The organism is Nostoc sp. ChiQUE02, assembly GCF_034531305.2.
Lineage (GTDB): Bacteria > Cyanobacteriota > Cyanobacteriia > Cyanobacteriales > Nostocaceae > Nostoc.
This window is the reverse complement of the sequence record NZ_JAVRBN020000008.1, coordinates 259,183-281,427: the sequence shown is the minus strand read 5'-3', so window position 1 is coordinate 281,427 and position 22,245 is coordinate 259,183. Positions and strand designations below refer to the sequence as shown.

The window sequence follows — 22,245 nt, the reverse complement described above, 5'->3', positions numbered from 1 at the left end:
GAAACCACCAAGGAATGAGCGATGGTCTGATTGAGTAATTATATACGTTAGTAATAATACACTCAACTGCCCATAGCTCATTCCTTGGTGGTTTCCGTGCGGTTTCTTCAGTTTTTGGTCGATATGTTTAGCTATCTCTATCTGAGCAAGCCATTCAACTATTAATGGAATATCGTCTATCCGCTCAGAGCTTATTTTTACTTCTGTCTCCCTCATCGATGCACCACCACCTGACACAATCCTCTACTCACACTACCCCCAAATCCACTCTCATCAGGGAGTTGCTTCAAAAATCCTCTTAACCATTACCCCTCAACGGATTAATTCCTTTGACTGCCTTAAAATCAGCGAACGCACAGACTGTGCGTTCGCTGATTCTACGGTCTTCATTACCCCTATCAACCAGCTTCAAAAACAGATTCTTTTATTGATGAAAATCCCTGAATCCATTTATGAGCTAGAACTTAAGCCCTGTAAGACATAATTCTCACTTACTAGGTCAAAATGAGCGAACGTCCAGTGAATTAGCTTTTTACGGGTTTAATTCCTGAAAGCCCTGATATATAAAGATTCGTAGTTAATAAAATCTTTTGACAAATAATTTGTCGCTATGGTCAAATAATTTGTCGCTCTACATCTGTGGGTACTGATTGCCAAGCAAGGTGATGTTTCCAGTGTGATGTGAAATTAAGTTGAACTGCTTGCTTAAAGTCTTCCAAAGCTGCTGAAAACGCTTTCTCTTTTTGCTCACCTTGGTTGTTCAACTGTTTAGGGCATTGTGGATTCCATACATATTTTTGACAAGTTTGGTGGGCAATTTCTACATCACTGCCATTTTCAGGATTTTGAAAGACGGGATGATAATGTAACCTGTTGCAGCAAACTTGCAACCATTCTTGCCATCCACACTGCCACAAGCGGACTGTTCCATCAAGACTACCACTGATAATCCACTGACCATCAGGGCTAAAAGCTGCGGAATTTACCCAATACTCATGCCCGCGCCAAGGTTGACCGATGGGGTTGCAGTGAATATCCCATAAGCGCACTGTCGAATCATTGCTGGCACTGATAATCCACTGACCATCAGGGCTAAAGGCGACAGAATTGACCCAATTCTCATATTTGCGCTGCGATCGCCCGATGACCCGATCTTGTAATATTTGATGTAGCTCCCACAAACGCACAGTGCGATCGCCACCACTGATAATCAGCTTGCCATCGGGGCTAAAGGCTAGGGAATTAACCTGTCCTTCATGTCCCCGCCAAGGTTGTGTGATGGGGTTGCCATTGATATTCCACAAGCGTATTGTCCGATCGCAGCCACCACTAATAATAAACTTGCCATCAGGGCTAAACGCTACAGAATTTACATGTCCTTCATGCCCGTGCCAAGGTTGACCGATGGGATTACCTTGTATATCCCACAACCGCACTGTACAATCACTACTACCACTGACAATAAACTTGCTATCAGAGCTAAAGGCGACGCAAATAATTTTTGCCTCATGTTTGTGCCAGGGTTGAGTGATGGTGTTACCTTGTAAATCCCACAAACACACCGTTCCGTCAAAACCAACACTGACAATAGAATCGCCATTTGGGCTAAAGCTGACGGAAATAACTCCTTCCTTGTGTCCGCGCCAAGGTTGAGCGATGGTGTTACCTTGTAAATCCCACAAACACACCGTTCCGTCAAAACCAACACTGACAATAGAATCGCTATTTGAGCTAAAGGCGACGGAAATAACTCCTTCCTCATGTCCCTGCCACGGTTGAGTAATTAGATTACCTTGTAGATCCCATAAACACAAAATTCCGTCAATACTGCCACTAACAATAAACTTGCCATCAGGACTAAAGGCTAGACTATTAACCTCTTGCTCGTGTCCACACAAAAATTGAGCAGTAGGATTGCCAATGATATTCCACAAGCACACGGTAGAATCGCTACTGCCACTGGCAATAAACTTGCCATCAGGACTAAAGGCTAGACAATTAATCTCTTGCTCGTGTCCACGCAAGCTATTTGCCTCTGTGGGTGTGTTCATTGCTTCCTTTAAGCTTCCCAAAACAGGAGCTAGAAGCTGGTTTGGATATTTCTCTAGATTCTCACCCATTGTTTGAATTGCCAGCACCAAACCCTCTAGCGGTTGGACAGGAAGTAAATTCAAAACCCTGGCAGATTGCTCGCGCAGTTTTAATTCAGTCAGTGCAAGGTTTAACTTTTGAATCTCTTGTTCCTGGCGATCGTGCCATCCAACACTAGTATTAATAAATCGATTAGCTTGTTCGCTTAAATAACCAAACGTTTGCTCTTTTAGTTCTTGATAAGTCTTTGTCTTCAGAACCCGATTTGCAATATTTTCCCTTTCCCACAGCATATCTAAGGTGTATGCCAGAAGTGGTAAATAATCATTTTGTTGGTGAAAATCATGAATAATTTGCTCAACTAATCCTTGTTCAAAGGTAACGCCATTTCTAGCAGCAGGTTCAGCGATCGCTAACTTTAATTCTCCATCGCTCATTCTAGTGAGTATACGGCTATAGCGATCGTGGATCTTCGCAAGTTGGGGATACTCACTAAATTTATCCAAAAAATCAAACCGCATTGTTAAAACAATTTTGACAGAGCTATCCTGCTGCTGGAACAGTTGAAAAAGACTAGCAACAAATTTATCACGTTCCGGCTTTTGAGTTTTCGTAAATAGTTCTTCAAATTGGTCAATAAAAATTAGAACGCACTGATAATCTTGTTTGAGGAATGTGACAATTTGAAGTAGGGTATTTTCTCTAATTTTTTTAGCAATATCCGCTATTTGCGATTTTTTCCCATAAGTAGAAGCAAGACACTGATAAAGAGATTTAAAAGGATTTTCATCTGGGTGAAAACTTATATTAATTAATGAATTTTTATGAGATCCTAAATAAGGAATTAAACCTGCCCGAATCAATGATGATTTGCCACTGTCTGATGCTCCTAAAAGCAAGAGTACATTATCTTTTTTTAAGCGATCGCCCAGATTAGCAATCCACTTCTCCCGACCAAAAAATTTGTCTTTATCTTTAATTTCAAAAGTTTTTAGTCCTAAGTACGGAGAGTCTGTTTTAAGTGGATGACAATGAATGTCCTCAAAATTACTGTCAGAAAAAAAGTCGTATTCAGAAATACATTGGACATTAAACCCAATATTTATATCGCCTTCAGAACTGTTAACCATCTTATCTCCTTACTTTTGGACATCTCTGGCTAAATCTTTACCTCAGTTATAGTTCCTCGGCTAATCTTTGTAAGTAACTCAACAAAATTAATTACACATTCTCTTGTGAAGCTTTCCCTGTCGCCGCCCTATAGGATCACAAGTCGAATTACCCCCCTTAATCCCCCCGTGTAAAGGGGGGAAAAAAAGAAATCTAGTTCCCTCCCCTTGTAAAGGGGAGGGTTAGGGTGGGGTAAAACCCGGATTTGTCAATTATTTACAACTTGTGTGTACACGGTAGCCTATAGCATAGAAGTTTTGTAAATCCTATCCGTGAAAAATTAAGGTTTTAAATAGGTTTATTCAGCAAAATTACTTAAGTAACTTTCAAAAATATGTAGTAACTTTATCCTAAAACGCCAAAAATGACAAACGGGATGGAACTTTTTGATAACCTACACCTTGCTATGTTTAGCGGCAAAGGTGGAGTCGGAAAAACGACAATCTCCTGCACCTTTGCATGTCGTTGGGCGCAGAAATTTGTCAACGAGCAAATTCTTTTAATCTCAACCGATCCGGCTCACTCTCTTGGAGATGTCTTACAAGTTAGCGTTGATGACATTCCTCGTCCCATAGCGGAACTACCCAATCTGCTAGTAAGGGCGTTGGATGCAAAGCGTCTGCTACAAGAGTTTAAAGAACGTTACGGTCAGGTGTTAGAACTGTTAGTGGAGCGCGGTAGTTTTGTTGAAGGAGAAGACTTGCTTCCAGTTTGGGATTTAAATTGGCCTGGACTGGACGAGTTGATGGGCTTGTTAGAGATCCAACGCCTTTTTAACGAGCAGCAGGTAGATCGAGTAGTAGTAGATATGGCTCCTAGCGGTCATACTCTCAACTTGTTTGGATTGATGGACTTTTTAGACACTTTCCTTCACTCTCTTGAACTGTTTCAAGAAAAGCATCGGTATATTAGCAAGACCTTTGCTGGAAGTTACACACCCGATCGCGCTGACGAGTTTTTGCAAACCCTGAAAGCTGAACTGTCGCAAGGTCGTCGTCTGCTTCAAGATCCCACGCATACAGCTTGTTTGTTAGTTGCGATCGCCGAACCGATGAGTTGGTTAGAGTCAAAACGATTCCTAGAAGCCTTACAAACCATGCAGGTTCCTTGCGGAGGATTGTTTGTTAACCAAGTCCTTAGCAGTGCGACTGACGCAGATCGTTATCAAGAACAACAACCGCTCATCAGCCAGTATACGGCTCTTGCTAACGAAAAGCCGATTTTTATTGTGCCACAGCAAGATGAAGAGCCTTTAGGGATTCTAGCCCTCAGCCATCTCATCAACCAAATCCATGTTCCTCAGCTTGAACCGCTATCTTTTATCGATCTACTCCCAGTTCAATGGCCGGAAACAATTCCTCCTAGCTTTGGAGATTTTCTCACCAAAGGTCGTCGCCTGTTACTAATTGGCGGTAAAGGTGGAGTAGGCAAGACCACAGTAGCAGCTGCCATTGGTTGGGCTATGGCTCAACAACATCCCGATCGCAAAATTCGTATGGTTTCCATCGATCCAGCCCACTCCTTGGGTGATGCCTTTGGTTTGAGTTTAGGACACGAACCATATCAAATAACTGCCAATCTTCGAGGTCAGGAAGTGGATGGCGATCGCATTGTCGATCAATTCAGAGCCGATTACCTGTGGGAACTGGCCGAAATGATGAGTGGCGAAACCCAAACAAGCGAAACTATTGAAATGGCCTATGCTCCTGCTGCTTGGCGCAAAATTGTCGGTCAAGCTTTACCAGGGATTGATGAAATGCTTTCCCTGTTAACAGTAATGGAATTGCTAGAGCAACAAGAAGAAGACTTGATTATTTTAGACACTGCTCCTACAGGTCATCTTCTGCGTTTTCTAGAAATGCCAAATGCACTAGCAGACTGGCTAGCTTGGATTTTCAAACTCTGGATCAAGTATCAAAATGTTCTTGGTCGTACAGAGTTCATGGGGCGTTTACGAACTTTGCGACAGCGCGTAGTTAAAGCCCAAAAAGTGCTAAAAGACCCACAACAAACAGAGTTCATTGGGGTTACGCTTAACCAGACCAGTGTACTTGCCGAACAACAACGCTTGTTCAAATCTCTGCAAGAAATAGGTGTAAGCCAGAATTACCTTGTTCTCAACCGCTTTACTTCTACAGCAACCATTAATTGCGATTTTCCAGGTTTGACAATGGTTCGCTTACCAGTGCTTCCTCGCTCAGTTCAGCCTTTAGAACGCATCCAAGCAGCAGCCGGCTGTTTATTTTAACGGCTAATTAGACTAAATACTTCCATACCCAAAGAGAAATTTATTATGCACCGCACTCCAAAACGTGGACAAATTCAAGCCAAACTTAGCTCAATGCCTCCTCAACGTTCTCAAGCAACAGTTTACTTAAATGCTTACAAAATGATGTTGGAAAAAGAGCGTTTAGAGCAGGAACTACAGAAACTCGAAGCACGCCGACATCAGATTCAGCAGCGTCTTGCTATTTTAAATAGTCAAACAATTGCTGAAGAAAACACGATCCATCAGCAAACAAATACTGGCTTGGAGGACAATACACCAAAATTCAAAACCTTAACATTGGAATACTAATGCAAGAATCACACAAGCTGATCTCTTGCACCTAACGGAATAAACACTGGATGCGTAAACTAAACGTACAAAGTATCACATTACTTTTAACCAGACTAATACTGTAGAAATTACGTAGAAAATTAATGAATTGTAATGCAAAAAACAGTATTTTAGCTGGTTGCAAGAGAGCTTCAGCGTTAGTATTTTGTATCAGAGTACATATAAATATATACATAATGCTTATTTAGCTTTGCTGGGGCAATCATAGCGACTAAATTTAGTTTTACAAATATTTTATGTATAAATCTATAACTCTACATTTAAAAAATACAAAAACATGAATTTAAAAGAGCGTGTTCACTGGTTGCAAAGAGAAAATAATCCTCATCGAAAAACGGCTGTCACTTTTTCTTATTTAGGTAAGTTAAAACCAACTAATGGTAGAGAAATACAGGAATGTAAAAACTATTTACAAAGTTTATTATTTCAATCAATTTTAGAAAATTCTGTTTCTAAATATCCTTTAATTATTGGATTAACTGAATCTGGGATTATTCCATCGGCATTGATGTATCAAAATGCTAGAGAGCGAGGAATTAATGCACAATGGTTATGTTCAACTCGCAGGTCTGCTACCGGAATTTGTTTTAGCGAAACCCATTCACACAGTCCAAATCATGTATTACCTTTGCCAGAAGAGCAGCCAACAGAATTGTGGTTTGTAGAAGATGAAATTACAACTGGCAGAACAATTCTGAAATTAGCTTTACATTTATGTTCGTTGTTCAATGTTAAGTACATTAGGTTTTTTGCACTAGCTGATACTCGCTCAACAGTACAAATTGATTATTTTACAACTACTTTAGCTAGTTATAATATTCAGTCTCATACTTATAGTTTAATCAAAAAAGAATATTCAGACAATACAGAAAATCAAAATGTATTAATATCAAAGATAGAAAAAAATATTCAAACTAATGTAAAAAATAGCGACTGGCTTTTTTCTAAATTCAGACCTTATTTACAAGCACAACTTGATATATTAACAGACTTGCCAACAAATTTGTTTGGTATTGTTTTTGTTATTGGAGAGGCAATTGATATTGGTATAAGGTTAGTCCAGCTTAATCCATTATTATCATTTCAACATATTACTTTAAGTCCTTGGGTAGTTGACAAAACCAATATTTTAAATAAATTACAAATTTGCCAAAAGTATTATTTTTACAACTACAGAGAGCTAAAGTTACCAGTTCATATTTTTAGCGATCCAATTGATCGGGAAATAGAATTAGAAGCTAAATACATCCTTGCTCAAGAAGGTATTCAAGTTAATTCTTTGGAATTAAATTCATTATTAACAGCCTTCTGAAATGAATCTATCAACAAGTTTAGTCCGAACAAATCTGTGGAATCAGCTAGTATATGCCCAGTTTCTTAAAGAAATTGACCCTTTTAGAGATAAACAGTACTTCCGCTCTTTAAACATGGCTTATGATGGCAACAATACATTTTGGTCAGTTCCTTCGCCTGAACCTAATCTAAATAACGAGTTTTGGCAATTGGTAAACTCAGAGCTAGCAGATGAAAGAATTCAGCAGGCTGCTTCTCGTTTAGCTGCTTCTATTGCCAGATGGGAAGCTGACCCTAGCAAGCTAGTTTTTGTTGCTATTTTGCGAGCAGGAGTTCCAGTTGCAGACTGGCTTTGTCGTTTGTTACCTGGTTCTATCGCTGTTTCTTTGTCTTTGTTTAGCGGTATAGGTATTGATAAAGTTGCTCTAAAGCAAGTGCGATCGCAGTATCCACAAAGAAAAATTATCTTTGTTGACGGCTGGACGGGACGAGGCGGTGTTGCCAGAGAGTTATCAAAACAGGAATTGCAGCCATTTGCAGTTCTAGTAGATCCTTGGGGATGGGCAGATTTTTCTGGTACTCAAGATGATTTATTATGTCCAACTGCCTGTTTCACGGGAGTAGCAACGCTTGGTTTCTCTAGAACTTTCTACGTAAATGAAGCAAATTTATTTGCTGCATACCTATTTCCCCAACAATACTGTCGCGATCAATTAGTAAAAACTTGGCAAAAGCATTGTCCGAGAATAATATCAACGCCTAATACTCATCAACAACGATTTTTCAAATCTACTGCTATGAGAATTCATAGCAATGAAGTATGTCGAGCATTAATTAATGCTAATCCTGAAATAATTTATTTTGCAGATGACATAAATTATGTTAAAGCGAACTATAAATTATTACTAGCACTTGCAGAAATTAAACAAGTAAAAGTTAATTATAATTTTCCAGATTTATCTGATTATAAAACTCGTGTCGCTTGCTCGTTAAGGAAATCGGCTAATGGATACTAATAAACAAGTATTAGTTGTAGATTTAGATGGGACTTTGCTGCATCCAGAACCAGAAGCGATCGCAGTGCCAGGTAGAGTAAGTTGTAGATATCTAAGTCAAACATCCGCTAACTTGTTAGCCGAGATTAGTAAACTTATACCAATAGTTATTGCGACTGCCCGTAATGCCCAAAATGTTAAACAACTAGTTCAACAAATTCCAGATGTTTGCTTTTGTGGATTTGTTACTGAAAACGGGTTGGTAGCAAAATTTCATCTAGACGAAACACCTATTGCTAAAAGTAATTGGAATACCGTTACCGACTTACTACCAAACTGGTCAAAACTTACAGGATATGAAAATTGTTTAGGGTTGATTGCCCCAAAAAATTTTGAGAATAGTGATGAATTTTTGAGAAAAATATTATTTGAAAATGACCTACCTGGATATATATATTTGGATGGACACAAAATTTTTATTTACCCTTCCATGCCTAGTAAATTAAAAGGTATTAAATCCCTAAATTTTTTTCCATTAATTACTTTAGGAAATGATTTAAATGATTTAGATATGCTAAACGCTAGTCCTTATACAGCTACTTTAAGTACTGCTCATGAGGAAGTGAAAGAGGTTGTTAATCACAAAAGTGGTTATTGCTCATCTTTAAATTCTCATGCTGCTACAGAAGAACTATTGTTATGGACTTACGAACTAGTAGCCTCTCTTTTGAACTATTCAAATTTACAACCAGTGTAAATCATCACTCTTGAACTAAAACAGGAGCTATATTATGACTTTGTTTACTTGGGTAAAAGACCAACAAAAAAATTTACAAGATTCCATTTCAAAGTTTAGAAACAAAGAATTTATGGATGCTGTCGTAGCTGGATGTGCTTTGGTAGCTACTGCCGATGGAAATATTGATTCTGCCGAAAAACAAAAGATGGCTGGGTTTATTAGTCGAAGTAAAGAACTTCGGGTTTTTGATATGAATCATGTAATTAATAGATTCAATCATTTTGTTAGTGATTTCGAGTTTAACTCGATTATTGGTAAAGGAGAAGCACTAAAAGCTATCGGTAAGCTCAAGAATAATCCTGAAGCTTCGAGATTGGTGGTTAGAGTATGTTGTGCTATTGGTTCTGCCGATCATAATTTTTATGAATATGAGAAGCAAGTTATTCGAGAAATTTGTCATCACTTAAATTTGACTCTATCAGAGTTTCATTTATAAATAAATTTCCTGTATTTTTTATAATTGAATACGTCTTCAGATATAGTTAACTGAAGACGTACTCAATTATATTTTTTTGCTAATACTAAAGCAAGATTTTCTATTGTAGCTATGACTAAATAATTAATTTTTAAGTATTTGCTTATAAAAAAATAATATTTTTAAAATATTTTAAATTAAAAACATTTCAGTATTTTTACTGCTTTAATCAAGCATAAGTAATTCTAAAATAATATTTAGAATTACTAGCTAAAAAGTTTTCTAATAATTAAGATTGGCAAATGCCAAATCTAATTGGAAAGGTAGAAAAAATTGCCAGTAATTTAATTGTTTAAAATCTCAAGTCTTTATTTCTCACTGATTCTGAATAAATCAAGAACAGCTACTTTAGTGCGTCTACCCTCCGCTTTAATTTAAAGGAGATTGAATAGTGACAATCACACTGGCAAAAGGACAACGTGTATCTCTTGAGAAAGTTGCGCCAGGTCTTTCTCAAGTTTTTGTTGGTCTTGGATGGGATATTAAATCTACTGATACTGGTACTGATTTTGATTTGGATGCCTCAATTTTTCTCCTAAATGCTAATGACAAGTTAGTATCTGAATCTCATTTAGTTTTTTACAATAATCCTACAAGTCCTGATACGAATAAGTCAGTACAACATTTAGGAGATAACCTCACGGGTAAAGGTGAAGGAGATGATGAGACAATCAAAATTTCTCTGAATCAAGTACCTAGTGATATTGAAAAAATTGCTATAGCTGTAACTATTCACGAAGCAGAAAAACGCAATCAAAATTTTGGTCAAGTACAAAACGCATTTGTACGTCTTGTGAATGAGCAGACAAAGGAAGAAGCTGTCCGCTATGAACTTACAGAAGACTATTCGATTGAGACAGCGTTAATCATGGCTGAACTTTATCGTAAAGACGGTGAGTGGCGTTTAAATGCGGTTGGCTCTGGCTATCAAGGTGGTTTACAGGCACTTCTCGATCGCTACAACTAGGGTAATTCTCTAGAAAGCTAAAACAATTTCATTGTAGGCAGAAGTCAGCATTCTAATTCTGTTGATTTTGGCTTCTGTTCTTACATGATTAGTAACTTATGTATATGGTTGAATTTAAGGAGACTAAGAAGTAATGGCAGTTACATTAACAAAAGGACAGCGCGTATCTCTTGAAAAAGTTGCACCAGGACTTACTGAGGTATTTGTTGGTCTTGGATGGGATGTTAAGGCAATGGACACTGGCCATGACTTTGACCTAGACGCGTCAGTTTTTCTGCTCAAAAGTAACGAAAAGCTAATATCCGACAACCACTTTATTTTCTACAACAATCTTACTAGCCCAGACCCCGACAAGTCAGTTCAACATACAGGAGATAATCTTACAGGTGTAGGTGATGGTGATGATGAAGTCATCAAGATTAATCTGCAAAAAGTTCCTGCTGATGTTCAGAAAATTGTCATCACTGTAACTATTCATGAAGCCGCACAAAGAAGTCAAAACTTTGGTCAGGTTCAAAATGCTTTTGTTCGTGTAGTCAATGCTCAGACTAGCCAGGAAGTAGTCAGATACGACTTAGTTGAGGATTACTCCATTGAAACTGCATTAGTCATGGCTGAAATCTATCGTAAGGACGGTGAGTGGCGTTTAAATGCCGTTGGCTCTGGCTATCAAGGTGGATTAAAAGCTTTATTAGATCGTTATAGCTAGGAGATTTACGATGGCAATTAGTTTACAAAAAGGACAGAGGATTTCCCTATCTAAGGAAGCTCCTAATCTAACCAAGTTGATGTGTGGGTTAGGTTGGGATGTCGCAAAACGTTCAGGTGGTGGATTTTTTAGCAATTTTGGTGGTAGTGGCCATCAGTATGACCTAGATGCGTCTGTAATCTGCCTAGATGCAAACGGCAAGTTAACAGCTAAAGAGAATATTATCTACTTTGGTAATCTTCAACATCCATCAGGAGCAATCACTCATACTGGGGACAATTTAACAGGTGCAGGTGATGGTGATGACGAGGTAATAATTGTTGATTTACCTCGCATCCCAACCCAGATTGCTAAATTGGTTTTCGTAGTCAATATTTACGAATGCATTGCTCGTAAACAAGACTTTAGCCAAATTGAAAATGCCTTTGTACGCCTCGTTAATGCAGCTAATAACAAAGAATTGGCTCGATATAACCTCTCAGGTAGAGAGTATGGAGGCATGACAGGAATGATATTAGCTGAAGTGTACCTACATAATAATGAGTGGAAAATGGCGGCTGTCGGCAATGGCACGAATGTCAATGGTTTAGGGGAACTGATCGAGTCTTACTGTTGAATATCTAGGATTATGCAATCATGGCTATTACTCTGAAAAAGAGTGGCGATTCTCACAAGATAGACCTAAGTAAAGCAGGTCAATCTAAGCAGTTAACGGTTCATGTCAACCTCAACTGGAACCAACAATCTAATCAAAATGTTGGATTCTTTGGTAAATTGCTTGGTGCTGATAGTCCCCCTGACTTGGACTTGGGATGTATGTATGAGACGGTTGATGGTGCTAAAGGTGTTATTCAACCTCTAGGAGGTAACTTTGGTGCTAAAAATTCTTCTCCCTACATATTTCTTGATAAAGATGACCGTACTGGAGCGGCTTCAGACGGTGAAAATATGTTCATTTACAGGCCTGATACTATCAAACGAGTGATGTTTTTTGCCCTAATTTATCGGGGAGCGTCTGATTTTAGGTCTGTGGGTGGGCGAATGTTTTTCAAGATTAGTAATGGTGAAGAGATTTATTTAGAACTAAATAACCCAGGTGTAAATAAACCTTTCTGTGCTGCGGCTATAGTTAGCAATCTCGGCTCTCAAGTAGCGATTTTGAAGGAAGAAAAATACTTTAGCAGCCATCAAGAGGCAGACAAAAACTACCATTTTGGCTTTAATTGGGTAGCTGGCTCTAAGTAAAATGTCACTTTACGATCGCCTGAATTTAACTAAGCCAAATCGTAAACTACAAATTCCCATTTGGGAACGAATTAACCTTGATAGACCTCCTAAGCCTTGCTGTCAAGGTTGTCGTTCTCGAATTCAAACGACTTGGCGAATTTGTCCCCATTGTGGATGGTTAATAGCTGGAAAGAATAGTGAAGTTCGCCATTGCGTATGGGTTGATATTTCGGGAATGTTTGTTGGCACTGGAGATAATAGCACAATGCTAGAAGTGATGGGAGATTCTCTAGCTAAAGTCTTCAGTGCTTTTAGAAGCATTAATGTATTTTTGACTTCAGAACCACCGGATGAAAGAGAGTGGGGGCAAAATTTTACCCATATTTATGTGTTAATCGATCAAGAACCAGTTGACTATCTAGGAATAGCCAGTTTTAGTCATGGCAAAGTCACGAATGTTGCGGCTGTACGTATAGACCAAATACTTCTTGCTTCTGAGCAGGCTAGTCTAAATTTAGCCCAATTATCTAACTTGATTGCTAATACTATTGCCCATGAAATCGGTCATACCTTGGGATTAGATCATTCTGAATTACCCACAGATGTGATGCACGATGGACTCGACCACCGAATTCACAGCTTGATGCCTCCTTCATTTCATGCCGAGCAGATCATCTTAATGAATAATGCCATTCGCAAATATAAATCTTTGCCAACTTGACTCTTGATAGAAGTCTGCATTCTCTTTGGGATTGATAGTATTTATCGATGGTTGCAATACATTTTGTTGGAACAAAGTGACTTAGGAAGAGAAGGCATAGATTAGTCTATTTCATACACATAAAACCACTATACCTAATACAGAGGCACTACAAAAGCGATGAAAGCAGCAGGAGCTATAGTTTTCTTATTTGGTTTATTTCTTTTTTTTGGCAATATAGGTGGATTCTTCAAAACCTTTCCTTTTGCAGGATTTATAACTATGGGAGTGGGAAGTGCATTGATGAAAGCAGATGAAAATTCCCAGTAGATTCTAGAGATTTCACTATTTCACTACTAAACAATTGCAATGGCATTAAGCTACATATTGCCATTGCATGATTCTGGATAGCATTTCTGAATACCTATTTGGTATTGATGTGCAATTTAGCTCGGTATAGCTTTTGACAATTTAATGGATGCAATATGCTTACTAATGAGAATAATAAGCTCAATAACGTTAAATTACCATATCAAGGATTAACTTCCGAAGAAGTTAAAGCCAATCGTCAAAAATATGGTGCTAATGTTCTGACACCACCAGAACGAGATCCATTGTGGAAATTATTTCTGGAAAAATTTGAAGACCCCGTAATTCGGATTCTGATGATTGCAGCAGCGATTGCAATTACTGTTGGGATTTTAGAAGGTGAATATGCTGAAGGTTTAGGGATTGTAGTTGCTATCTTATTAGCAACTACTCTGGCATTTATCAATGAATACAAAGCCAATCAAGAATTTGACATCCTCAATCAGGTTTATGATGAAGTTGCGATCAAAGTCATCCGCGATGGCAACTTTACCACTATCCCCCGCAAAGAGTTAGTTGTGGGAGATATTACTTACCTAGAACAAGGTGAGGAAGTCCCGGCTGATGGAGAAGTTTTAGAAGAAGTTGCCCTAGAGATTGACCAATCAAAAATTACTGGTGAGGCAGAACCAGTTAAAAAACTGACTCAAATTGACGCAAAGAATCAAGGTATTGAAGAAGGAACCTATCCTGCCTACAATATTTATCGCAGTACGATAGTTGAGCAAGGACACGGTTATTTTCAAGTCACTGCCGTTGGAGATAACACAGAAATTGGTAAATTAGCAATAGCAGTTGCGACTGTTGAAAGCGAACAAGATACACCACTCAACCATCAACTAGAAAAACTCAGTAAAGTGATTGGTGTGGTTGGTCTTGGCTTTGCTGGTCTTACTTTTGTATCTTTGCTAGTACGCGGCTTTGCTACAGGGGAGTTAAGCTTATCTTCTCAACAGTGGTATGTTGTTGGATTATTAATTACTGGTGTATTAGTAGCATTGAACCGAGTATGGCTACCTGTAGTTTTCGATGGACTAGAATTAGCTGGTAGTAAAATCCAAGCACCAGAATGGTTGGAAAATAATGGTCTTGTTGATTGGCTAAAAACTATTGGTATCGGACTAGCCATTTTTACTATTGGACTTGCTTTGGGATATCCTCTAGGCTTAATTCCTGGTTCTGTAAATAGCTGGGTACCTAGTAATGTTGCCAAGGCATTGCTACATTATTTCATGGTAGCTGTGACAATTATTGTGGTAGCTGTGCCGGAAGGCTTGGCGATGAGCGTCACTCTCAGTCTTGCTTATAGTATGCGAAAAATGGCTGCTGCCAATAATTTAGTGCGTCGGATGCACGCTTGCGAAACTATTGGTGCGGCTACAGTGATTTGCTCTGATAAGACTGGTACTCTTACCCAAAATCAAATGCGGGTGTATGAAGTCAATTTTCCTAGTTGGGATACTCAACTAGCACCTGCACTCAAAGATGTGCAAGCATTAATAGCGGAAGCGATCGCTACCAATAGTACTGCTGATTTAGAGAAAAAACCTTTGCAGGCTCCTCGTGCGATTGGTAATGCTACAGAGGGAGCTTTACTTTTATGGCTAGATAGTCAAGAAATTGATTACATAGCCTACCGGAGTAACTTTCAGATTAAATCCCGCATCCCTTTTTCTGGTCAGAAAAAATACATGGGTACAATTGGTAATTCCTCTGTGACTGGAGAGGATGTGCTTTATGTAAAAGGAGCACCAGAAGTAATTTTAGAACGTTGTTCGCAGATTCTGACAGCGCAAGGTCTACAACCACTTCAGAATCAAACGGCGATCGCTCATGCAATTAAAGATTACCAAAAACGCGGGATGCGAGCGTTGGGCTTCGCTTACAGTAAAGTCTCAGAGTATTCCAGTGAAACGAACTTGGATGATCTGGCTCAAGAGATGATCTGGCTGGGGTTTACAGCAATTTTAGACCCTTTGCGTCAAGAAGTACCTGATGCTATCCAAGGCTGTTTAAATGCAGGAATCAAAGTCAAAGTTGTTACAGGTGATAACTCGGAGACAGCTAAAGAGATTGGGCGGCAAATAGGACTTTGGGAAGAAGATGATGACTTTAATAGTGGTTATCTCCATCTTACAGGTCAACAGTTTGCTCAACTAAGTGACCAAGAAGCCAGTCGAGCAGTGCAGGAATTAAAAATACTTTCTAGAGCGCGTCCCCTGGATAAGCTACGGCTAGTAAAACTATTACAGGAAAATAATCAGGTAGTAGGTGTGACTGGTGATGGCACAAACGATGCTGCTGCTCTCAAGCAAGCTCAAGTAGGTTTAGCAATGGGTAGTGGCACAGCGATCGCTAAAGAAGCTAGTGACATTATTCTTCTTGATGATTCTTTTGGCAGTATTGTAAATGCTGTTGTTTGGGGACGATCGCTTTACCAGAACATCCAAAAATTTATTCTGTTTCAGTTAACAATTAACGTTGTAGCCTTGGGAATTGCTTTAACCGGCCCATTCATTGGAGTAGCACTGCCTCTAACAGTCACCCAAATGCTGTGGGTGAACTTGATTATGGATACTTTTGCTGCTTTGGCTTTAGCAACAGAACCACCCCATCGGAGCGTTATGCAGCGTCCTCCTCGTAATCCAGAAGCGTTTATTGTCACTAAACCGATGGCACAGAATATTTTCACTACTGGATTCGCATTTTTGATGTTCCTAATAGTTTTCTTACAATATATCCGTAAGGATGGGAATATCAGCACTTATGAGCTTTCTGTGTTCTTCGCTGTGTTTGTGATGTTACAGTTTTGGAATTTGTTTAATGCTCGATGCTTGGGGTTAAAACAGTCTGCTTTTAAAGGTTTGTCTAATAACAAAGGATTCGTGGCGATCGCTATCACTATTTTGGTGGGACAAATATTGATTATTCAGTTTGGTGGTAGCGTTTTTAGAACAGTACCTTTATCTTTCACAGACTGGATAAGCGTAATTGCTGGAACGTCTATAGTTCTTTGGATTGGTGAACTTTGGCGTTTAACGATGCGAGCAAAGTTGAAAAAATCGGCACTGGTTAGTTAATTCACTCAACGCACTGGATGGTAAAGCCCTGAATCAGGGTTATACCTCCAACCCAGCCCCCTGGGTTCGCCTTCTCTACTTCAGTTAATAATCTCCTCCGGCTTTTTTGCATTAACTTGGATGCGATCGCTCATTTCTACTAGTTAGCATAAAGCCGGAAATCTCAACTCAATGCTCTTTTCAAATAGATAGCTTCATACAAAAGTCGCTCGAAATAATTTATATAAAATGGAAACTGAATTAATCAAAGGTGCTAGATTTAATCTTTCTAAAGAAGCTCCCAATTTAAAGAAGGTAGCTATTGGTTTAGGATGGCAGGTAAGTCAGAATAGACAACCGTATGATATTGATGCTTCTGTATTTATGTTAGGTCTAAATAACAAAGTTCCTAATGAAAAATATTTTGTATTCTACAACAACCTGCAATCTCCCGATACTTCTATAAAACACAGTGGAGATAATAGAACAGGAGGAGGTAATGGAGATGATAAGACGATTTATGTTGATTTATCAAAAGTCAACCCAGCTATTCAGGAAATAGTTTTTGTTGTTACTATTCACGAAGGGCAGGAAAAAAATCAAAGTTTTAGCCAAATCAAACATGCCTTTATTAAAATTTATAATCAAGAAACAGGAAATTCTTTGGTTCGCTACAACTTGAGAGAAAATTTTGCTCAAGAGACAGCTTTGGAACTTGGGCGGTTATATAAAAAGGATGGTGAATGGCGATTTCGAGCAGTAGGAGAAGGTTATAAATCGGGACTCCAAAGTTTTGTAGATAAATATATTGTTGATATTAAACAAGAAGAATCGAAAGTACAAACTCCTGATATTCCTGTAATAACTCCTGCTAAAGATACTAAAACACATAATATTGATATTACAAAGAAAGCCGATATCAGCCTTTTAAAAACAAAAGTAGAGATTGTTCTAAAAAAGAAAGGTATTAATAATGTTGTAGCCAGAGTTGCTTTAGTTTTAGATATTTCTGGTTCTATGACAAATCAATATAATTCAGGTGCAATACAAGCATTTCTTGAAAGAATAGTACCAGTGGCTAGTAGACTAGACGATGATGGTAAATTAAATATCTGGTTTTTTGGATCAACATTCAAAAGAACAAGAATAGTAACAGAAAGCAATGTTGATGGCTATATACAAAAAGAATGTGGCGAAACCAAGAGAGCTTTACTTGTTTTTAAGATGCCCTCTCTGATGCTGGAATTAGGTGGTGGTAACAATGAATCCCTTGTAATCCGAGATGTAATCAAGAAATATACTCAAGAAGAAGCTAGTAAGTTACCTACGTTGATTGTGTTTCTTAGTGATGGCGGAGTTACTGATGAGCAAGGAATTAAAAAAGCTATAGTTGATGCAGCAAAATATCCCATCTTTTGGCAATTTGTGGGTTTGGCTGGCTCTAACTATGGAATTTTAGAAAAATTAGACAATATGAATGGTCGCATTATTGATAATGCCAATTTTTTCCATGTAGATGATTTAATAAAAATTACAGATGAGCAATTGTATGAAAGATTACTAAACGAATTTCCTACTTGGATTAAAGAGGCAAGGGCTAAAGGTATATTGAGTGCTTTGTAATGGCAGCCATTGTATGAGTGTATTTTCTACCAATTACTTAATTGCCAATAGGGGTCAAATGATCAATCGATACTGTCGGCGCTTGAGGTATTTGTCTAATTTATTATTGTCTTTAGTTATCCCAACGTTAATTCACCCGACTGTATATCAACGACTAACCGACGATTTGTTAACCATTGACGACCGAGCAAAACTTCTGTTAAATCTTTGCCAACGTGTACAGGTATGTAAAACTCTTGACCGTCAAATAGTACTTGACCAACATAGATTTCAAATTTTACATCTTTGCGTGCAGTTCGCATTGTTTGCTCTCGTAAACGCTCCCAACCAAGTGCATCTATATCTTGCTCATTAATCGCTAACCAATATGAAAAACCTGTATCAAACATCGCCTCAACAGGTAATTCTAATCCATCTGATGTTATTAAACTAATTTCAAAAAGTAGTGCATCCTCATCACCAAAAAAACCGGAAATCGTCATATTGTGCCGCAATCCCCAGACTCATTAATCCGAAAAGCATAGTGGATTTTGCCTGGATGCTGTTTGCGACACTGTAATGAAACTACTTCTAAATCTTTATCAACAAAATATTCTCCACTATCCGGTTCAACTGCAACAAACCAGTTGTAGTGAGTTTCAATTAATTCTGATTTAACTCGCTCAAAAATAGGTTTACAACGTTGGTAAAAAGCCTCGCGTTCGGCTTCACGTCGTGCTTTTTGTTCCTCATTCCACTGAATTTCAGGGAATATTCGTCCCCTGCGTGCGGTACGAGTGGGTTTAGTTTCAGTCATGGCTGATTATATTCGGAATCGCAATACTTATATTTTCTCTCATCCACACATCACAGATTAAATTCGATGAAAAAAGCCTCGCGTTCGGGGGTGTAGTTCCTCCTCTGCCTCCTGCCTTACTCTTGTGTCTCATCGCCTTCCTGCTTTTCTGCTTCCAGAATCGCTAATAAAAGAGCTTCTTCCTGAATTTCAAACTCTTCTTCAGCAATTTCTCCCATATCAAAAGCAAGTTGCAGTGCAAGAAGCTGCTTGCTGAGATTTTCTTTATCATCAATTTCAGTACTTGCTTGTTCTAAAATTTTTTCCCCAAGCCACGTTACCCCCATTAATGGGCCAGTAATCGGTAGTAGTAAGAAGCGCAGAACCATATTAATTTACACTTGTGTAGATTTGTTACAGCCGTCTCACAAGACCGTAATCTTGCTGATGACATTATATAAAACATTACTTAGTCTTATGTTGATGCCAAAATGTGTTGGATTTGAGTTCAGTTAAGGCTTCTTGACATCTGTATTTTATATTCCCGATGTGCAAAAAATTACTTTTACATAAAATTATTACTGACGAGGTACTTAGAGCTTGACAACAGTATTAAATGCATCTCCCCAACGATTTGTCAATACCCCTGCTATTCAACGCATCGCTCAACGTGCTTTGCGCTATCTACAGTCGGGTTTTTCAGTACATTTACGTGGTGCGGCGGGAGTCGGAAAAACTACTCTGGCAATGCATCTAGCTGATTTGCTTAACCAGCCGATCATCCTCTTATTTGGAGATGATGAGTTTAAAACCTCAGACTTAATTGGTAATCAATTAGGTTATACCCGCAAAAAGGTTGTTGATAATTTCATCCACAGCGTTGTCAAAGTTGAAGATGAACTTCGACAACACTGGGTTGATGCCCGATTAACCCTAGCTTGTAAAGAAGGATTTACGCTGGTTTACGACGAATTCAATCGATCGCACCCGGAGGTAAATAACGTTTTACTCTCCGTACTTGAGGAGAGGTTGTTGGTATTGCCAACAAATCAACAGCGAGCCGAGTATATCCGGGTTCATCCTAAGTTCCGGGCAATTTTAACATCAAATCCTCAAGAGTATTGTGGAGTCCATGCAACTCAGGATGCTTTGATGGATCGTGTTATTACCATCGATATGCCTCCACCTGATGAACTAACTCAGCAGGAAATTGTAGTTCATAAAACAGGCATAGATTCTGAAAAAGCAGAAAAAATCGTGCGCTTAGTGCGGATGTTTTGGAGTCGATCTGCCTCTGGGATGGGCGGTGGATTACGTTCCTGTCTGATGATTGCTAGAATCTGCCATGAACACGAAATTTCTATCAATTTTGGAGATTCTTACTTTCAAGATATTTGTGCCGATATCCTGCTTTCTCGCACGAATCAACCTCTGATGGAAGCAACTCGGCTACTGGAAGAGGTTTTGAGTGAATTGCATCGTAGTACAAATACTCAATCTCAGCCGGCTGAGATCATACCAGACAGCCAAAATCAGATTGTATTGGAACAACGAGTACCTTACGAGCATGAAGTCTACAACTACCTGTACAAGTCTCCAGGAAGGCGTTTCTCTGATTTGGCAACAGAATTAGGGATCGATCGCAGTCAAATTGTGGCTGCACTCAAGTCTCTCAGAGAACAGGGAGTATTAGTCCAAATGCAGGGCAATGCCGAGTCGCCGAACATCTCACAAACAGTTGCTCTTGATTCTGGCCATTTAATAAACAAATGAGTACTAATACTAATCGGGGAGCTATCACTACATCAACTCAAGGTTCTACCTTGGCAGATATTCTAGAACGGGTTCTGGATAAAGGCATTGTTATCGCAGGAGATATTTCTATTTCCGTAGGCTCCACAGAATTGCTCAACATCCGGATTCGTTTGTTGATTTCTTCTGTTGATAAAGCCAAAGAGATTGGAATTAACTGGTGGGAGAGCGACCCCTATCTTAATAGTCAAACTCGCACCTTATTAGCAACTAATCAACAACTTCAAGAGCGTCTTGCCAGTCTAGAAACAGAACTGCGATCGCTCAAAGCACTCAATCCTATTAATCATCAGAATGCAGGCGATTAGCAAATCAAAAGGTTCCGATTCCGGTTTAGCACCGTTATTACTGACGGTTGTTGAACTGATACGCCAACTCATGGAAGCTCAGGTGATTCGGCGCATGGATGCTGGCACCCTCAACGACCATGAGCTAGATCGAGCTGCCGAAAGCCTGCAACAGCTTGAACAACAGGTTGTTAAGCTTTGCGAGATATTTGATGTTGACCCAGCCGATCTAAATATTAACTTGGGTGAAATGGGAACTTTACTTCCCCAATCTGGAGGATACTACCCCGGTGAAACCTCTAGTCAACCCTCTATTCTAGAACTTCTCGATCGCCTATTAAATACCGGTGTTGTGGTTGAAGGTGACTTGGACTTAGGACTGGCTCAGTTAAGCTTAGTTCATGCCAAGTTAAGACTAGTACTCACCTCTAAACCCCTGTAACTTTTTTATCTACATTCTTCTTGGTAAGACATTTATATGAGTTTTTACATTTATGGAATTTTGACCTTGCCTGCTCCACAAAATTTAAATTTAGAGGGCTTAGATCGGCAACCCGTACAAATTAAAATTTTGGATGATTTTGCAGTAATCTACTCGGAAGCACAGCAAGAGCGTTATTTGGCCAGCCGTCGTAACCTGCTAAGTCATGAGAAAGTCCTTGAGGAGATCATGCAAGCAGGCGATCGCTATTTACTGCCCGTGCAATTTGGACTTTTGGTTTCCAGTTGGGAAAAGGTTTCAGAGCAATTAATTCGTCCTCATCAAGAAGAATTGACGCAATTGCTTGCGAAGTTATCGGGTTGCCGAGAAGTTAGTGTCAAAGTTTTTTGGGATACCGAGGCAGAAATTCAGGGACTATTGGCAGAACACCCAAATCTCAAAACTGAAAGGGATAAGCTAGTGGGTCAACCCCTGAGTATGGAGCGGGTAATCCAAATAGGGCAAGTCATCGAACAGGGAATGAGCGATCGCAAGCAAGGCATCATAGATGTATTTAAAAGCACGCTCAACTCCATTGCGATCGAGGTGGTGGAAAATACTCCCCAAGTGGACACAATGATCTACAATTCAGCCTACCTAATTCCTTGGGAAGCAGAATCACAATTTAGCGAACACGTTGAAGCACTCGATCGTCAATTTGAAAACCGTTTGCGAATTCGTTACAACAATTTCACTGCCCCGTATAACTTTGCTCGTCTTCGATTAACCACTTCCAATTAATTACTTTCCGTGTTGAATAGCAATAAAAATTAAAAATTAAAAATTATTGAAA

At 39.0% G+C, this 22,245-nt stretch carries 22 protein-coding genes and 1 pseudogene; 18 read left to right on the top strand and 5 right to left on the bottom strand.

The window, feature by feature from the left end:
• Positions 1-216 (bottom strand): annotated as a pseudogene (locus RM347_RS11745) (hypothetical protein); the annotation flags it as partial.
• Between the two features lie 398 nt (positions 217-614).
• Positions 615-3,221: an eIF2A-related protein gene (locus tag RM347_RS11740; RefSeq protein WP_428850545.1), complete on the bottom strand. Its 2,607-nt coding sequence runs from the start codon at positions 3,219-3,221 to the stop codon at positions 615-617.
• 404 nt (positions 3,222-3,625) lie between these two features.
• Between RM347_RS11740 and RM347_RS11735 the strand changes: the two genes are divergently transcribed.
• The 14 genes from RM347_RS11735 (at position 3,626) to RM347_RS11670 (ending at position 18,097) form a co-directional block, all read left to right on the top strand.
• The gene (locus tag RM347_RS11735; RefSeq protein WP_322721980.1) at positions 3,626-5,509 is read left to right on the top strand and encodes an ArsA family ATPase; all 1,884 of its coding nucleotides are present in this window, start codon (positions 3,626-3,628) and stop codon (positions 5,507-5,509) included.
• Positions 5,510-5,554: 45 nt separating this feature from the next.
• A complete protein-coding gene (locus RM347_RS11730; protein WP_322721979.1) occupies positions 5,555-5,839 on the top strand; it encodes a hypothetical protein in 285 nt (94 codons plus the stop codon).
• Positions 5,840-6,158: 319 nt separating this feature from the next.
• Complete coding sequence (locus RM347_RS11725) at positions 6,159-7,193, top strand: phosphoribosyltransferase domain-containing protein (protein WP_322721978.1); 1,035 nt, start codon at positions 6,159-6,161, stop codon at positions 7,191-7,193.
• Position 7,194: 1 nt separating this feature from the next.
• Positions 7,195-8,190, top strand: a complete 996-nt coding sequence (locus tag RM347_RS11720; RefSeq protein ID WP_322721977.1) for a cysteine protease StiP domain-containing protein — start codon at positions 7,195-7,197, stop codon at positions 8,188-8,190.
• The gene (locus RM347_RS11715; RefSeq protein ID WP_322721976.1) at positions 8,180-8,926 is read left to right on the top strand and encodes an HAD hydrolase family protein; all 747 of its coding nucleotides are present in this window, start codon (positions 8,180-8,182) and stop codon (positions 8,924-8,926) included. Before RM347_RS11720 ends, RM347_RS11715 begins: the two co-directional genes overlap by 11 nt.
• A 34-nt stretch (positions 8,927-8,960) precedes the next feature.
• Complete coding sequence (locus RM347_RS11710; protein ID WP_322721975.1) at positions 8,961-9,404, top strand: tellurite resistance TerB family protein; 444 nt, start codon at positions 8,961-8,963, stop codon at positions 9,402-9,404.
• 430 nt (positions 9,405-9,834) lie between these two features.
• On the top strand, positions 9,835-10,410 hold the full coding sequence (locus RM347_RS11705) for a TerD family protein (RefSeq protein ID WP_322721974.1): 576 nt from the start codon (positions 9,835-9,837) through the stop codon (positions 10,408-10,410).
• Positions 10,411-10,543: 133 nt separating this feature from the next.
• Positions 10,544-11,119, top strand: coding sequence for a TerD family protein (locus RM347_RS11700; protein ID WP_322721973.1), 576 nt, complete (start codon positions 10,544-10,546; stop codon positions 11,117-11,119).
• 10 nt (positions 11,120-11,129) lie between these two features.
• On the top strand, positions 11,130-11,735 hold the full coding sequence (locus RM347_RS11695) for a TerD family protein (protein WP_322721972.1): 606 nt from the start codon (positions 11,130-11,132) through the stop codon (positions 11,733-11,735).
• Between the two features lie 20 nt (positions 11,736-11,755).
• Positions 11,756-12,364, top strand: a complete 609-nt coding sequence (locus tag RM347_RS11690; RefSeq protein WP_322721971.1) for a tellurium resistance protein TerA — start codon at positions 11,756-11,758, stop codon at positions 12,362-12,364.
• 1 nt (position 12,365) lies between these two features.
• Positions 12,366-13,067, top strand: coding sequence for a zinc-dependent metalloprotease family protein (locus RM347_RS11685; protein ID WP_322721970.1), 702 nt, complete (start codon positions 12,366-12,368; stop codon positions 13,065-13,067).
• Positions 13,068-13,226: 159 nt separating this feature from the next.
• Positions 13,227-13,376, top strand: coding sequence for a hypothetical protein (locus tag RM347_RS11680; protein ID WP_322673892.1), 150 nt, complete (start codon positions 13,227-13,229; stop codon positions 13,374-13,376).
• Positions 13,377-13,531: 155 nt separating this feature from the next.
• Positions 13,532-16,495 carry a calcium-translocating P-type ATPase, PMCA-type gene (locus RM347_RS11675; RefSeq protein WP_322721969.1) on the top strand — a complete coding sequence of 988 codons (2,964 nt, stop codon included), beginning with the start codon at positions 13,532-13,534 and terminating at the stop codon, positions 16,493-16,495.
• Between the two features lie 228 nt (positions 16,496-16,723).
• Positions 16,724-18,097, top strand: a complete 1,374-nt coding sequence (locus RM347_RS11670; RefSeq protein ID WP_322721968.1) for a VWA domain-containing protein — start codon at positions 16,724-16,726, stop codon at positions 18,095-18,097.
• Positions 18,098-18,213: 116 nt separating this feature from the next.
• Here RM347_RS11670 and RM347_RS11665 read toward each other — a convergent pair whose 3' ends face one another.
• From RM347_RS11665 to RM347_RS11655, 3 genes are all read right to left on the bottom strand, one after another.
• The gene (locus tag RM347_RS11665; RefSeq protein ID WP_322721967.1) at positions 18,214-18,579 is read right to left on the bottom strand and encodes an aspartyl protease; all 366 of its coding nucleotides are present in this window, start codon (positions 18,577-18,579) and stop codon (positions 18,214-18,216) included.
• Positions 18,576-18,893 (bottom strand): hypothetical protein, encoded by a 318-nt coding sequence (locus tag RM347_RS11660; RefSeq protein WP_322721966.1) that lies wholly within the window; start codon positions 18,891-18,893, stop codon positions 18,576-18,578. Before RM347_RS11660 ends, RM347_RS11665 begins: the two co-directional genes overlap by 4 nt.
• Positions 18,894-19,009: 116 nt before the next feature.
• Positions 19,010-19,261: a gas vesicle protein GvpG gene (locus tag RM347_RS11655; protein WP_322673887.1), complete on the bottom strand. Its 252-nt coding sequence runs from the start codon at positions 19,259-19,261 to the stop codon at positions 19,010-19,012.
• 211 nt (positions 19,262-19,472) lie between these two features.
• Between RM347_RS11655 and gvpN the strand changes: the two genes are divergently transcribed.
• From gvpN to RM347_RS11635, 4 genes are read left to right on the top strand one after another with little or no spacing between them, the layout of a single operon-like run.
• Complete coding sequence (gene gvpN, locus RM347_RS11650; protein ID WP_322721965.1) at positions 19,473-20,645, top strand: gas vesicle protein GvpN; 1,173 nt, start codon at positions 19,473-19,475, stop codon at positions 20,643-20,645.
• Positions 20,642-20,992: a gas vesicle protein gene (locus tag RM347_RS11645; protein WP_096576415.1), complete on the top strand. Its 351-nt coding sequence runs from the start codon at positions 20,642-20,644 to the stop codon at positions 20,990-20,992. The genes gvpN and RM347_RS11645 overlap by 4 nt, the downstream gene beginning before the upstream one ends.
• Positions 20,979-21,413 (top strand): gas vesicle protein K, encoded by a 435-nt coding sequence (locus tag RM347_RS11640; RefSeq protein WP_322721964.1) that lies wholly within the window; start codon positions 20,979-20,981, stop codon positions 21,411-21,413. Before RM347_RS11645 ends, RM347_RS11640 begins: the two co-directional genes overlap by 14 nt.
• A gap of 36 nt (positions 21,414-21,449) precedes the next feature.
• Positions 21,450-22,193: a GvpL/GvpF family gas vesicle protein gene (locus tag RM347_RS11635; RefSeq protein WP_322721963.1), complete on the top strand. Its 744-nt coding sequence runs from the start codon at positions 21,450-21,452 to the stop codon at positions 22,191-22,193.
• Positions 22,194-22,245: the final 52 nt, after the last annotated feature.

What these genes read in the sequence shown, in the direction of transcription:
- RM347_RS11690 (WP_322721971.1), top strand. Translation starts at nt 11,756, where the DNA reads ATGGCTATTACTCTGAAAAAGAGTGGCGATTCTCACAAGATAGACCTA.
- RM347_RS11680 (WP_322673892.1), top strand. Translation starts at nt 13,227, where the DNA reads ATGAAAGCAGCAGGAGCTATAGTTTTCTTATTTGGTTTATTTCTTTTT.
- RM347_RS11715 (WP_322721976.1), top strand. Translation starts at nt 8,180, where the DNA reads ATGGATACTAATAAACAAGTATTAGTTGTAGATTTAGATGGGACTTTG.
- RM347_RS11740 (WP_428850545.1), bottom strand. Translation starts at nt 3,221, where the DNA reads ATGGTTAACAGTTCTGAAGGCGATATAAATATTGGGTTTAATGTCCAA.
- RM347_RS11660 (WP_322721966.1), bottom strand. Translation starts at nt 18,893, where the DNA reads ATGACTGAAACTAAACCCACTCGTACCGCACGCAGGGGACGAATATTC.
- RM347_RS11685 (WP_322721970.1), top strand. Translation starts at nt 12,366, where the DNA reads ATGTCACTTTACGATCGCCTGAATTTAACTAAGCCAAATCGTAAACTA.
- RM347_RS11635 (WP_322721963.1), top strand. Translation starts at nt 21,450, where the DNA reads ATGAGTTTTTACATTTATGGAATTTTGACCTTGCCTGCTCCACAAAAT.
- RM347_RS11725 (WP_322721978.1), top strand. Translation starts at nt 6,159, where the DNA reads ATGAATTTAAAAGAGCGTGTTCACTGGTTGCAAAGAGAAAATAATCCT.
- RM347_RS11735 (WP_322721980.1), top strand. Translation starts at nt 3,626, where the DNA reads ATGACAAACGGGATGGAACTTTTTGATAACCTACACCTTGCTATGTTT.
- RM347_RS11720 (WP_322721977.1), top strand. Translation starts at nt 7,195, where the DNA reads ATGAATCTATCAACAAGTTTAGTCCGAACAAATCTGTGGAATCAGCTA.
- RM347_RS11655 (WP_322673887.1), bottom strand. Translation starts at nt 19,261, where the DNA reads ATGGTTCTGCGCTTCTTACTACTACCGATTACTGGCCCATTAATGGGG.
- RM347_RS11640 (WP_322721964.1), top strand. Translation starts at nt 20,979, where the DNA reads ATGCAGGCGATTAGCAAATCAAAAGGTTCCGATTCCGGTTTAGCACCG.
- RM347_RS11670 (WP_322721968.1), top strand. Translation starts at nt 16,724, where the DNA reads ATGGAAACTGAATTAATCAAAGGTGCTAGATTTAATCTTTCTAAAGAA.
- RM347_RS11695 (WP_322721972.1), top strand. Translation starts at nt 11,130, where the DNA reads ATGGCAATTAGTTTACAAAAAGGACAGAGGATTTCCCTATCTAAGGAA.
- RM347_RS11710 (WP_322721975.1), top strand. Translation starts at nt 8,961, where the DNA reads ATGACTTTGTTTACTTGGGTAAAAGACCAACAAAAAAATTTACAAGAT.
- RM347_RS11665 (WP_322721967.1), bottom strand. Translation starts at nt 18,579, where the DNA reads ATGACGATTTCCGGTTTTTTTGGTGATGAGGATGCACTACTTTTTGAA.
- RM347_RS11730 (WP_322721979.1), top strand. Translation starts at nt 5,555, where the DNA reads ATGCACCGCACTCCAAAACGTGGACAAATTCAAGCCAAACTTAGCTCA.
- RM347_RS11675 (WP_322721969.1), top strand. Translation starts at nt 13,532, where the DNA reads ATGCTTACTAATGAGAATAATAAGCTCAATAACGTTAAATTACCATAT.
- RM347_RS11645 (WP_096576415.1), top strand. Translation starts at nt 20,642, where the DNA reads ATGAGTACTAATACTAATCGGGGAGCTATCACTACATCAACTCAAGGT.
- RM347_RS11700 (WP_322721973.1), top strand. Translation starts at nt 10,544, where the DNA reads ATGGCAGTTACATTAACAAAAGGACAGCGCGTATCTCTTGAAAAAGTT.